Annotated in this window: 10 protein-coding genes; 6 read left to right on the forward strand and 4 right to left on the reverse strand. The window is 57.0% G+C overall.

Annotation, left to right across the window (positions count from 1 at the left end; genetic code table 11):
• Nucleotides 1-35 precede the first annotated feature (35 nt).
• Nucleotides 36-2,711 (reverse strand): TonB-dependent receptor, encoded by a 2,676-nt coding sequence (locus ACNKU7_RS06510; RefSeq protein ID WP_418296161.1) that lies wholly within the window; start codon nucleotides 2,709-2,711, stop codon nucleotides 36-38.
• Between the two features lie 412 nt (nucleotides 2,712-3,123).
• On the opposite strand from ACNKU7_RS06510, the gene ACNKU7_RS06515 reads away from it, so the two are divergent.
• A complete protein-coding gene (locus tag ACNKU7_RS06515; protein WP_418296162.1) occupies nucleotides 3,124-4,089 on the forward strand; it encodes an N-acetylmuramoyl-L-alanine amidase in 966 nt (321 codons plus the stop codon).
• A 67-nt stretch (nucleotides 4,090-4,156) separates the two neighbouring features.
• Here the strand turns inward: ACNKU7_RS06515 and ACNKU7_RS06520 are convergent, their stop codons facing one another.
• Entirely contained in the window at nucleotides 4,157-6,106 is a 1,950-nt protein-coding gene (locus tag ACNKU7_RS06520) for a glycoside hydrolase family 3 protein (protein ID WP_418296163.1), read from the reverse strand.
• A 173-nt stretch (nucleotides 6,107-6,279) separates the two neighbouring features.
• On the reverse strand, nucleotides 6,280-6,525 hold the full coding sequence (locus ACNKU7_RS06525) for a DUF6482 family protein (protein ID WP_418296164.1): 246 nt from the start codon (nucleotides 6,523-6,525) through the stop codon (nucleotides 6,280-6,282).
• 266 nt (nucleotides 6,526-6,791) lie between these two features.
• Between ACNKU7_RS06525 and mutS the strand changes: the two genes are divergently transcribed.
• From mutS to ACNKU7_RS06545, 4 genes are all read left to right on the forward strand, one after another.
• Nucleotides 6,792-9,446: a DNA mismatch repair protein MutS gene (mutS, locus tag ACNKU7_RS06530; protein WP_418296165.1), complete on the forward strand. Its 2,655-nt coding sequence runs from the start codon at nucleotides 6,792-6,794 to the stop codon at nucleotides 9,444-9,446.
• A 130-nt stretch (nucleotides 9,447-9,576) separates the two neighbouring features.
• Complete coding sequence (gene fdxA, locus ACNKU7_RS06535; RefSeq protein ID WP_418296166.1) at nucleotides 9,577-9,900, forward strand: ferredoxin FdxA; 324 nt, start codon at nucleotides 9,577-9,579, stop codon at nucleotides 9,898-9,900.
• A gap of 145 nt (nucleotides 9,901-10,045) precedes the next feature.
• The gene (locus tag ACNKU7_RS06540) at nucleotides 10,046-10,606 is read left to right on the forward strand and encodes a polysaccharide deacetylase family protein (protein WP_418296167.1); all 561 of its coding nucleotides are present in this window, start codon (nucleotides 10,046-10,048) and stop codon (nucleotides 10,604-10,606) included.
• Nucleotides 10,607-10,796: 190 nt separating this feature from the next.
• Entirely contained in the window at nucleotides 10,797-10,964 is a 168-nt protein-coding gene (locus tag ACNKU7_RS06545; protein ID WP_418296168.1) for a DUF1328 domain-containing protein, read from the forward strand.
• An 81-nt stretch (nucleotides 10,965-11,045) separates the two neighbouring features.
• Here ACNKU7_RS06545 and ACNKU7_RS06550 read toward each other — a convergent pair whose 3' ends face one another.
• Entirely contained in the window at nucleotides 11,046-11,561 is a 516-nt protein-coding gene (locus ACNKU7_RS06550; protein WP_418296169.1) for a carboxymuconolactone decarboxylase family protein, read from the reverse strand.
• Nucleotides 11,562-12,024: 463 nt separating this feature from the next.
• Between ACNKU7_RS06550 and dinB the strand changes: the two genes are divergently transcribed.
• Nucleotides 12,025-13,107, forward strand: coding sequence for a DNA polymerase IV (gene dinB, locus ACNKU7_RS06555; RefSeq protein ID WP_418296170.1), 1,083 nt, complete (start codon nucleotides 12,025-12,027; stop codon nucleotides 13,105-13,107).
• Nucleotides 13,108-13,137 lie beyond the last annotated feature (30 nt).

Raw genomic sequence — 13,137 nt, forward strand, 5'->3', positions numbered from 1 at the left:
CACTGCCGGCTCGACTGGCGAGCCGGCCGAGAAGATCAGAATTTCACCGCAACGTTCGCAAACCAGCGCGTGCCGTTATCGTTGATCTGGCGGAACAGCCCGTCCCAGGAATCTTCCGTGTTCTTGGTACGGTAAAGTTCACCGGTGAGATTGACGCCCTGCAAGCTTAAAGTAACGCTGTCGGTTACCTCAGCAGAGAATGCCACATCCACAGAAGTATATGCTTCCGTTTCCGTAGCAGAGCCCAGGCGGAGCCCGCTGAAGAACTCCCCGCGCTGATTCGCCATCAGACGCGCGCTGTAGCGGTCATTCTCCCAATAGGTGGTGATATTCCACATTTTGTCGGAATTACCCGGCAGGTTCAGCCCATCAACCCCGTTGTTGTCGATCACTTCCGCATCGGTAAAGGTGTAGTTGGCACTCATACCGAAGCCATAGCCGAGCTCTGTTTGCAGCTGCAGCTCCAGTCCCTGTAGCTTCGCTTCACCGCCGTTGCGGTTGCGTGACACCATCAATGTCCTGGGTTCAATCGTATCGGTACCTTCCAGAACAATTTCATGCTCCTCTTCTTCAGTAATGGAGAACAGGAATGAATCAATGTCCTTACGGAAATAAGTCACACTGGCCAGGGCACCATCCGCAAAGTACCACTCGATGCCCAGATCCAGCTGATTGGCCAACCAGGGATCCAGATAGGGGTTACCTGCAGACCCAGACAAGGTCAGGCTGTTATAACTGAAGGTGTTACGCAAATCCTGATAGTTCGGCAGTGACATCACCCGCGCTGCCGCACCACGCAGCAGGAGATCGTCCTGTATCTCGTACACCACATTCAGGCTGGGTAATATTTCGTTGTAGTCATTGTTGGTGGGGACATTAAGTGCATCGTCCTGGTGAGCAATGGACTCAAGATCGTAATCCACATAGCGAAGGCCAAAGTTACCGCTGAACTTGCCATATTCGAACTCCGCCATTCCATACACGGCAAACTTCTGCTCATTGATTTCATAGAAATCGCTGAGATTTTCTGTCTGGCGGGTATTCGATGGCGTCAGCTGATTGGTGAGATCCCGGATGCCGCCAAGGGCAAGGGTCGGCAGGCACGTCAGGGTATTGCTCTTGGCTGTCTCCTCGAACTGGCCACAGCCGGTATTCACCGGCAAGTCGGCATAAGTCGCCACACCGGCCATCAAATTTTCCGGAATTTCCGCATCAAAGAAATACACATGGCGATCATTACTGTGATCCTGATACTTCATACCGGTTTTCAGCGCGGTGATAAAGCCCGCGTCCGGCATCGGGACAGTGAGATCAAACTGCGCATAGGTCTCCTCATCCGAGTCCTCCATATGCGGGTTTACCTCTCGGATCGACAGCGGGTAATTCTCCGGCAGGCTAGGATCGAATCCATCAAACTCTACTCCAAGCTTGTTGCCGGTGAGATCCAGGGTGAGCTTTTCATCGCCGGTCAAATTGGTCGCAGCCATGGTCTGGGCGTTGATCATGCCGGAATAGCCAATCACGATGATGTCGCCTTCAGCCTCGGTGTAACCCACCTGCATATGCGCGTCAAACAGCTCATGACTGAAATTGACATCGATATCAAACGCCTGGGCTTCAGGATTGGTATTGCGGAAGAAGGTATCCGGGCCAAACCAGTAGTCATTGCCAGCCTCACCGGTAACATCGGCGAGGTAAGAATCATGCCGCAATACACCCTGACCCGCCGGGAAGTCACCTACGGCAGAAACATTGCGAATGTTTGCTGTACGAGCAGGAACCACCAAATAGTTTGAGTTCACGTTGTCTGCGGAGAGCGCAAAGTTCAGGTAGTTGGCGGTAATGTCCAACTGTTCGGTGGGCTGGTATTGCGCTGTAATGTTATACGCCGTACGTTCACGTTCCTGTTGAAAAATGGCGTGGCCAGCTCCCCAGGTTGCCTGGGTGAAATTGCCGGCACCATCGGTATCTTTGCCTTCAGTGCTGGTGCCGTAGTAGTTTTCCATCGCATCGTAAGTGGTAAAACGCTCCTGGTGGCTGGTGCTTACCAATAACCCGAATTTTTCATCCTCAGATTTCCAACTGTACAGCCCGGAGAACGCCGGATCCCAACGCTCAGCATTCTCGGTGTACTGATATTCCATGGACGCCTGCATGGTGTTGGCATCCAGATCCAGCGGACGGCGGGTCTTGATATTTACGATACCGCCCACTGAACCATCGGGAAGATCCGCGCGCGGAGACTTGTACACTTCCAGTGAGGACACCAGTTCGGAAGCCAGCATGTCGGAACGGAATCCACGCGTAGGCCGATAACCCTCAAACCACTGCGCCGTGGAGATCGATTGGCCGTTCAAATACGTCAGGCTGAGTGCGGGATCAAGCCCCCTGATACTCACGCCATCCGCCTCACCAAAGCGCCGCTCAATACCGACACCAGGCAGGCGCATCAATGCATCACCAATATTTTTGTCGGGGAATTTACCGATATCCTCCGCGTTCACGCTATCCATTACCACAGTGGCATTGCGCTTTACGTTGACACTTTTTTCCAGCGCAGCCTTGAAGCCTACCACCTGAACTTCTTCCAGGACTTCCGCCTCACTCTTGGGAGCTACCTCCTGGGCTACTGCGATCGGTGCTGCTATTCCTGCGAGAGCCAGAGCCACGCCACGAGACACCAGTTTTTTACGGAACTCAAATTTATTCATGGTCATTTCCGCCTTGTCGTTGGTCACTTAATTGCTTATCAGCATTTATTGTTTGCCCAACCTGACCGAACTGACATCGCTGTCATTCTGGTATGGATGGTGCCGGCACCTCTCTTCAATTTGCCCGCGCTGACTCTCGGAACGCATCAAGCGTACTTAAAAAATTCCACAAAAACTATTCTTTCGGAATAAATTATTTGTACAATTCAGGGGAAAAATGGCATTTCAGGTTAATTTTCGCGCCACAGGGGATCTGTTATTCCTGATCAGAGTGACCTGAACTTATCGGGATCGGATAAAAAGAAGTGGCTAGAGAATTTCAGATGCGCGCTGCAGATCGGTGAGATCCCACCGGAATAACAATGCTGATGTACAGCTCGACACCAAAACAGATTCGACCAAAGGACTCGCTATGCCCTTTAGATTCCGTACCACGGTTTGCGTCACCGGCCTGGCGCTGGCAATGTTTGGACTTAATGGCTGCAGTACCAACAGCGGTATCAATCACCGCGGCAACGGCTATGACATTGAAGTGGTCATGTCACAAAATGCCAGCGAACGCGTGCGCTTCCTCGTCCTGCACTTTACCGCAATCGATTTCGCAACCTCGCTGCGCGTTTTGACTCAACCGAGTTCTGCCCCGGTTAGCTCCCATTACCTGGTGCCAGAGAGCAACGATGGTAGCTACCCCCACAAAGACCTGAGGGTATACCAGCTGGTGGATGAATACCGCCGCGCATGGCACGCAGGTCCAAGCCTGTGGGAAGACCGCAGCCAGCTGAACGACCACTCCATCGGCATTGAGATTGTGAACCAGAGCCGATGCGAGCCGCCTCCTGAATCAACGCCCGGCGAAGAGCCGGGCCAGGTGTGTATCTTCCCTGACTTCGATCCTGCCCAGATCGAGCTGGTGATCGCGCTTGCCCGGGATATTCTCGCGCGCTACCCGGATATCACCCCCACTCGAGTCATCGGTCACGGCGATATTATTCCCCACTATAAAATTGACCCCGGCCCCAAGTTTCCCTGGCGGCAACTGGCCGAAGCCGGTATCGGCGCCTGGTATGACGAGGACGCCGTCAGCCGGCATATGGAGTACCTACAGGGAAACACCAGCAGCGACCGTGACAGCATCCGGCGGCGATTCGCCCATTGGCTGTCTGATTACGGCTACGGAATAAATCCTGAGACGGCTTCAGAAACCGAAATAAGCCTGTACACCCGGGCTTTCCAGTATCACTTTCGCCCCTGGAAGGCCGACGGAGAAGTAGATAACCAGAGCCGTGCTATTTTGCTGGCGCTGCTTGAGAAGTATTTCCCGGACAAGCTGAGTCACTATCCAGGTATTGGTAACGAGGTACTGGCAGAGCGCGAATAAATGGGAGGTCAATTGGCCCGGAATTTACCGGGCCTGGATCGGTATATTTATGTACTGACGGATCGGCCTATTTTCCGCTAGCGAGCGCACCGCCAGTACCGGTCGGTAGTGCGACCGTCACTGGCAGCTGCCCCTTGGGCAGTTGCTTATTGACCAGGGTCTTGGCCAACGCCCGATAAATGGGTCCCTGCAGTTCGCCATTGGCATTGATAAACGCTTTGTAGTCAAAGCTGGCCAGGTGCACATCGGCCACATCCGCGAAAAGCGCAGATTCATATGGCGAGCGCATACTCACGAATACGGTTTTTAGTCCTTGCTCGCGCGCGGCCTGCAAACCAGTCCGATAGATTTCATAGAGCGTATCCAGCGGCAGCTTCTGCACTGACGAGAGACGGGCGAGATCCTCAACACCCCCGAGTTCCACCGCGCTTTCCGCCGGTACGATACTCGCAACGATCAACAGATCGGCGGCATTTGCGGATATCTTTTCGATCGCAGCCTGTGGTTCAAGAATTTCGATTGCCGCTCCCGTCACTTCAGACAGGGCAATCTTGAATGCAGCGCCCACCGCCGCGCTTGGCGCCAGCACCTGTACGACTTTGGTCTTCTCGCTGATCACTGGCAATTTCGCCGACACCGTCGGGAACACATTGGTCAGCGCGGCGGAGGCCAGTTCGCTGGCCACTGCGTGGTGCGCAGGTGTCGCGAGCAAACTGCGCGCGTTCGCCACCGCCGTTTCCCTGTCCTGCTGCATCCACTGCGGGGCAATATATTCCTGCTTCAAATTCAGTACCCGCTGTACCGACTGCTCCATTTCCGGCATCGCGAGTTCGCCATTCAAAACTGCGCTCTCAACACGGTCAATGATCGCATCCAGGCGTGTCAAATCTTCCGGGAAGCGGATCTTCACCGGCATCAGCGCAATATCCGCACCCGCAGCGAAGGTATGCACCACCGCTTCTTCTGCAGAAAAATAATTACTGATGCCCGCCATATCCAGCGCATCCGTAACAATGACTCCTTTGTAACCCATCCGCTCGCGCAACAATCCGGTGAGGATTTTGCGCGACAGGGTAGCGGGTACCACAACGGCCTCGCCAGATTTCGAGCGCATGGTGGAATTATCCAGTGCGGGATACTGGATATGCGCCGTCATGGCCAGTGCGGGTTGCGCGCGCTCGAAGACCTGCGCAAACGGCAGCAGGTCTACCGACTTCGCGGATTCCAGTGATCGCTCAACCCTTGGCAACCCGGTGTGGCTGTCCACACTGGTGTCACCATGGCCGGGAAAATGTTTCACCGTCGCCGCCACCCCGTGACGCTGAAACGCCTTTACGCTGGCCGTCCCCAGATCGGCCACAACCTGCGGCGATTCACCGTAAGAGCGTACATTGATCACCGGGTTATCCGGGTTGCTGTTGACGTCCAAAGTCGGCGCAAAGTTGACGTTGAAGCCCAGCACGCGCAACTGATCCGCCATGATTTCCGCGGTTGCCGTGGCAAACCGCTCGCCGTGAATGGCCTGGGTCGCGCCTATGGCCATATTGCCGGCAAATGCCGCCGCTTCGTCGCGGGGTAACCGATTGACGCGCCCGCCCTCCTGATCCACCCCAATCAGCAGGGGTATCCCCGCGCGTGCACCGCTGGCTGCCTGCTGCAGGTCACGGTTGAGCTGCACAATCTGTTCACTACTTTGCAGGTTATCGGCAAACAGGATTATCCCGCCGACACCGGTACGCCGTATCACATCGCCCAATGCCGGGGGCAAATGCGTAACGGGCTGATCGCAGTCCCGGCTCCCCCACTTTCCCTCGTCGCCAGAGTCCGGTCGTGCCGCGTCTGCACAGTAGTAGCGGATATCCAGCATGATCCTCTGGGCGATCTTCTCGCGCAGGCTCAGGCTTTCCAATGCTGGTAACAGCCCACTCTTTTCCTGGACTGGATCGGAGCACCCAGCGGCCATGACAAGGGCGATTGACGACAGTGCCGCCGCAGCGGGACGAATCAGAAGCTTCATTGGACAGATGACTCATTATTCTAAAAATTGTGATCGAGAATAAATTATTCCAACACACCTACGCAAGAAACCACAAAAGATTGCCCTGTAAAACTTCCCTAATAAAGAAAGCAGGTTATCGCTCGTCGAATCGCTACACCTTTCAGAGGATTTGGCAGCGTTTACCCAGCTACTCACCAGTTCAATTTAATGCGCAGTGGCATCGTTTCCTCATCCAGCCCGCACATTTCCTCATATGGCGTCTGCTGCTCCAACCAGACTTCATCGAAGCGGCGGAGATCCAAGTGATCCCTGATTTCCTCCAGACAGTGGAACTTGCGGGGCCGCTGATGGCGATCGGTGAGGAGTTGGGACCCGTTTTCATCGACGGTCTCAACAAGATAGATATGTCCTTCCAGGGAGATTATCTGCAGGTTCATATTGCCTCCATCGGCGCTCGGGGCGCACACCCCCACCCTAACGGTGGCGTACCACAACCATAAGGTGGTGCAGGCTGAACGGAAAGCCGGGGGCTCTGGGACAGGTATCACCGTGAAAATAGCGACGTCCCAGTCAGATAGTGCTTTGTCTGTCGCTTTGATATCCTCCCCGGCCTGCCGGTAGTCCCCGCCTGCGGATGCCACCCGGCCAACCCCGGCAGCGTAAAAGCAGCTAACCAACTGATTTAAAAAGAATTTTCAACCTCATGGTCGCAACCCCCACTTCCAGTAGCAACAAGCAGCCCGAACACACCCCAATGATGCAACAGTACCTGCGCATCAAGGCCGAGCACCGCCAGGAGCTGGTGTTCTACCGCATGGGTGACTTCTATGAGCTGTTCTACGACGATGCCAAGCGCGCCGCGGAGCTGCTCGATGTGACCCTGACCGCCCGCGGCAAGTCCGGTGGGCAGCCGATTCCGATGGCGGGGATCCCCTACCATGCGGCAGAGGGCTATCTGGCGCGCCTGATCAAGGCCGGCGTATCGGTGGCGATTGCCGAGCAGATCGGCGACCCGGCCACGAGCAAGGGCCCGGTGGAGCGCAAGGTGGTGCGCATCGTCACCCCGGGTACCGTGACCGACGAGGCACTGCTTAACGAGCGCCGCGACAACTTGCTGGCGGCAGCGGGGCTGCTCGGCGACCGCTTTGGCCTCGCGCTGCTGGACCTGGGTACCGGCCACTTCGCGGTGCAGGAAGTGGACACCCTGGAAGCGCTGGCCGAGCAGATCCAGCGCTTCAGCCCCACCGAGCTGTTGACGCCGGAAGACCTGGATCTGCCCGCGGAGATCGCGCGCCGCCCCGGGCTGCGCCGCCGTGCCCCCTGGGAGTTTGAGCTGGAGAGCGCCCTGCGCCTGCTCAACCGCCAGTTCGGCACTATGGATCTCGAGGCCTTCGGCTGCAGCCATATGCACGCAGCCCTGTGCGCGGCCGGCTGTCTGCTGCAGTACGCCCGCGATACCCAGCGTACCGAGCTGCCGCATATTCGCACCCTGCGCACCGAGCGCAGTGAAGACACCGTGGCACTGGATCCCGCCAGTCGCCGCAACCTGGAAATCGACCTGAACCTGAACGGCGGTGACGACAACACCCTGCTGTCGGTATTCGATGCCTGCAAAACCGCCATGGGCAGCCGTTTGCTGCGCCGCTGGCTGAACAATCCGCTGCGCACCCTCGACACCCTGCAGCAGCGCCAGCAGGCGATCGGCGCCCTGATCAGTGACTACCGTTTTGAACCTATGCGAGAGGCACTAAAGCCCATTGGCGATATGGAGCGGATTCTCGGTCGCCTGGCCCTGCGCTCCGCGCGCCCGCGGGATCTCTCCCGCCTCGGTCTGTCGCTGGCCCAATTCCCTGAGCTGCAACGCCAGCTGGCGGAAACCGATGCCCGCCGTCTGCAGCAGCTCGGCCGCGAGATCGGTGAGTGGCCACAAACCGTGGAACTGCTGGAGCGGGCGATAGTGGAAAACCCGCCAGTGGTAATCCGCGACGGCGGCGTGATTGCCGAGGGCTACGACGAGGAACTGGACGAGCTGCGCGGAATCAGCGAAAACGCCGGTGATTACCTGGTGCAGCTGGAACAGCGCGAAAAAGAGCGCACCGGTATCCCGACCCTGAAGGTTGGCTACAACCGGGTGCACGGCTACTTTATCGAAATCAGCCGCGGCCAGAGCGACAAGGCGCCGGTGGACTATATCCGCCGCCAGACCCTGAAAAACGCCGAGCGCTTCATCACCCCGGAACTGAAAGAGTTCGAAGACAAGGCGCTCTCGGCCAAGAGCCGCGCACTGGCGCGGGAAAAGTTCCTGTACGAGGAGCTGATCAATACCCTGAACGAGCACCTGGCAGAGCTGCAGACTGCTGCCGCGGCAGTTTCCGAACTGGATGTGCTGGCCAACATGGCCGAGCGTGCCGACCAGCTGCGCCTGGTGCAGCCGGAGCTTTCCACCACCCCCGGTATTTTCGTGGAAGGTGGCCGCCACCCGGTGGTGGAGCAGGTACTGGATGCGCCGTTCGTCGCCAACGATATCGAGCTCCACGACAACCGCCGTATGCTGGTGATTACCGGCCCGAACATGGGCGGTAAGTCGACCTATATGCGCCAGACCGCGCTGATTGCGCTGCTGGCACACTGCGGCAGCTACGTCCCCGCCGACAGTGCCCGTATTGGCCTGCTGGATCGAATCTTCACCCGTATCGGCAGCGCCGACGATCTCGCCGGTGGCCGCTCCACTTTTATGGTGGAGATGACCGAGACTGCGAACATCCTACGCAACGCCAGTGAACACAGCCTGATCCTGATGGATGAAATCGGCCGTGGCACCAGCACCTACGATGGCCTGTCGCTGGCCTGGGCGTGCGCCCATTACCTGGCGAATAAGGTGCGGGCATTTACCCTGTTCGCCACCCACTATTTCGAGTTGACCGAGCTGCCGGGCGAATGTGCCGACGCCGCCAACATCCACCTGAATGCCACCGAGCACGGCGATTCCATCGTGTTCCTGCACCGCATCCAGGAGGGCCCGGCCTCCAAGAGCTATGGCCTGCAGGTGGCCAAGCTTGCCGGTATCCCCACGGAAGTGCTGAACGAAGCCCGTGAGCGGCTGGCGTCACTGGAAGCCGGCAACACGACCCGGGACTCGGGTCCCGGCCCCGCGATGCAGACAGCCGCGAAGCCTGAGCTCAAACCGCAGCCAAAACCTGAGCCGCAGCCCATGCCACAAGCGTCCACCCCGGCCCAGGTAGATCTTTTTGGCAGCGCTCCGCACCCGGCAGTAGAAGCCCTGGAATCACTGGATCCTGACGACCTGACCCCACGCCAGGCGCTGGAACAGCTCTACGCTCTGCGCAAATTGTTATAAGCACTCAACCAATTTGACTCAAAAGCCACTACAATTCGCGCCAGTTATTGATAAAATCCGCAGAATTCCATGCGGGCCCACAGGGGGCCGGTAATAAGCAAGAAAGCCGCAGTAGCGTTGAGGGACAAGCATGACATTCGTAATTGGGGAAAACTGCATCAAGTGCAAATACACCGACTGTGTAGAGGTTTGCCCGGTAGACTGCTTTTATGAAGGCCCCAACTTTCTGGTAATCCACCCGGACGAGTGCATCGACTGCGCCCTGTGTGAACCGGAGTGTCCGGCCAACGCCATCTTCTCGGAAGACGAGGTGCCGGAAGATCAGCAGGAATATATCGAGCTGAATGCTGAGCTGGCTGAGGTTTGGCCGAACATCACTGAAAAGAAAGAGCCGCTGCCGGATGCCGAGGAGTGGGATGGCGTAAAAGGCAAGCTGGAGCACCTCGAGCGCTGATTTGCCAACGTTTCTGAAAAAGCCGTCTTTTACAAGACGGCTTTTTTGTTTGCGCCGAATACAGGTTTCCGCTGAAACCATCGGACTCACAACCAGTACCCCCCTTCCTTGAACCCCGAGAGCAGTAATCCGAGCAAGCATGAGAATGAAGTCCCTACGCATCCTTTTGCGCCAGACCATGGCTATCGCCCTTCTGGCCCTGCCCCTGGAAAGCTTTGGCGAGGATCGCCGCATTGCCCTGGCCTTTGGCGGCGCCATCCAGTCCGGAACCGAAGAAGACCTGCTGCAAACCCTGCAGCGTCTCAGGATAAAGGCCTCCCTGATACCTGGCTCGTCCGTTGATGACAACAGGGGGCCCTACTTCCTGCCGGCGCCGCCTATATTCACTGGTTCACCCCAGATCGAACTAGCGCCCGACAGCGCTCGCCGTCAGCTCGCAAGCGCCGCCAACATCCTGCGCAAACTGGGCAGTCGGGACTCACTTACGTTCCAGCCTTCAAACCAGAAGCCTTCAGAGCTCAAGGAAGTGGCCAATTATGTCGCCGACAACGCGTTTCCCGGTGCAGTGCTGATGCTCCATCCCATGCATGGCGAGCGCCAGCAAATGCTGGATGCGCTGCCATTGATCAGCGATCAGTTGCGAGCCAAAGGGTATGAGTTTGTCGCCCTGTCAGAGCTGCTCCCGGTGGTCGAAAAAACTACCTAGCGGAGCAGGCTTCGAGCGGCATTGCCGCACGCAAGCGGAATGGCATTCACAATCCTGCGCAGAAAAAGTGGTGATGGGCCTCAGGGTTCGTTATCAATGAGGTCGATTGGCTAACCTGGATAGTTATTTAGGTTGCCCGTCTTGAGCCGGCTAACCGCCGGTAGTCCCTTGCCACAACAGGAGTATTGCCATGTTGCGCTGGGCTATTATCTGTCTGGTCATTGCGCTGGTTGCGGCCTTTTTTGGCTTCAGTGGCGTAGCTTCCACAGCGACGGAAATCGCCAAGATACTGTTCTTTGTATTCCTGGTACTTTTCGTAGTCGCACTGATCTTCGGTCGTCGCAAACCGCCCCGTTGACGATTTGGACTATAAAAAAGGCCGCCCGAAGGCGGCCTTTTTTATCTGGCTATATTTTTTTATCTATCTGAATGAATGCCTTTACAGGCCCATCAAGTCCGACGCCTTGTTTAAGCCACTGACCATTCCGGCCACCGCCAACGCTTCCAGTATTTCCCCATCACTTGCGCCCTGCTCGCGGGCCAGCTTGATCAGCCGCTCACCGTGATCGTGCGGCGCCAGAATGGCGTGCCGGGCTACTTCCAGTAATGCGTGATCCCTGGGGTTGTAATGGGCATGATCCGGATTGGTGCGGATCCGCAACACCTCCCTGGGATCAACCCCGTATTTCTCCAGATGCGCACTGTGGTGGGCGATGCCTGAGTCACAGCGGTTATCGGCAGAAACCATCAACGCAATACCTTCCTTCAACTGCGGCGACAAATGGCCGAGCGACATCAGGTTACTGTACTGGGCCCAGATCAGCTCCAACAACGCAGGAGCATTGGCAAACGCGCGGAAGATATCCGGGATTTCCCCCAGCTGCGTGCGTATGTCATCAAAAATTGCGTGCACCCGCTCATCCGGGGCCTTCTCAACCAGGGGAATCCAGCTCACTTTGCCACTCCTCGCGCTTTCCAGGTAGGACCGGATCAATGGATTTCTATCGGCCCGGGCCCTTGAAACGCAAAAGGCCCCATCGCCGATAACCGCGCCGCCACAGCGGGCATACCCGACAACCCTAAAACCAACAGGTTTTAGTGAAAGCACAACCGTTGTTACAAGACCACGCCTGCGACCACAGCCCACGCCTGTGGGCCTGATACATCCGCAAACGCGCTACCTACAGGAAAGTGTAGTGGTAGCCAGCAGTCACAAGGCACGATTGGCGCTTATGTTGCTTACGCGCATATCGATGGTGCGCACAACCGATGCAAAGAAATGCACAAACAGGTCACGGCCGAACCTGTTGCGGCCCTTTCGTTACCGCGAACTCCCGTTGCACGCCGACCATCCCGAAGCGCACCGGGACAGAACCGCAGGGATTTCTAGATCCACGTATACTGGATATAATCCCAGCATGCGAAAGATCATCCACTGCGACTGCGACTGCTTCTACGCCTCGGTAGAAATGCGCGATGACCCCAACCTGCGGGGCAAGCCCATTGCCGTGGGCGGTTCCAGTGACCGTCGGGGGGTGATTTCCACCTGCAACTATGAAGCCCGCAGTTTCGGCGTGCGCTCGGCGATGCCAACATCGCAGGCATTGAAGCTCTGTCCCGACTTGATTGTTGTGCCGGGCAACATGAAAAAATATCGGGAGGTCAGCACGCAGATCCGCAATATATTTCTCGAGTTTACCGACCTTATAGAACCTTTATCTCTTGATGAAGCCTACCTTGATGTCACTGACAGTCCCCACTGCAACGGCAGCGCCACCCTGATCGCTACCGAGATCCGCCGCAAAGTGGCGGAAACACTGGGCATCACGATTTCCGCCGGGGTTGCGCCGAACAAGTTCCTGGCCAAGATCGCCAGCGACTGGCAAAAGCCCGACGGCCTGACAGTCATCCATCCAGCCGCTGTGGAAGAATTTGTGTTACGCCTGCCAGTGGCAAAAATTCACGGCGTCGGCCGCGTGACTGCGGAGAAGATGCACCGCAAGGGCATCCGCAACTGCGGTGATTTACGGCGATATTCCCTGGTTGAACTGGTTCAGATGTATGGCAAGTTTGGCAATCGCCTCTACCAGCTGTGCCGGGGTATCGACGAGCGCCCGGTCAACAGTGATGGCTCGCGCAAGAGCGTCAGTGTGGAGCACACATTCAGCAGCGACCTGTGCAAGTTTGAAGAGTGGCAGGAAGAAATGACCGGACTTTACAGTCGACTCTGGGAACGCATCGAGAATCTGGGTGACCGCTACGAAATCAGTGGTGCCGTGGTCAAGGTCAAGTACGCCGACTTCAGCCTGACCACACAGGAGAGAAGCAGTCGCGCAGCACGTATCAGCGAGTTCAAGCAGCTGTTGCAGCAATGTTGGGATAAGCGCAGCGAACCGGTTCGACTGCTCGGCGTAGGCGTGAAACTCAAGGATTTACGTGCCGAATTGGGACCGGAGCAGTTGCCGCTGCCTTTCAGGGGCAAACTCGCCTCCCGCACCTGAGCTCCCGGGGCTTCGCGCCCGGTTTCGCTC

Source organism: Microbulbifer weihaiensis, assembly GCF_048323715.1.
In the GTDB taxonomy this organism is placed as follows: domain Bacteria; phylum Pseudomonadota; class Gammaproteobacteria; order Pseudomonadales; family Cellvibrionaceae; genus Microbulbifer.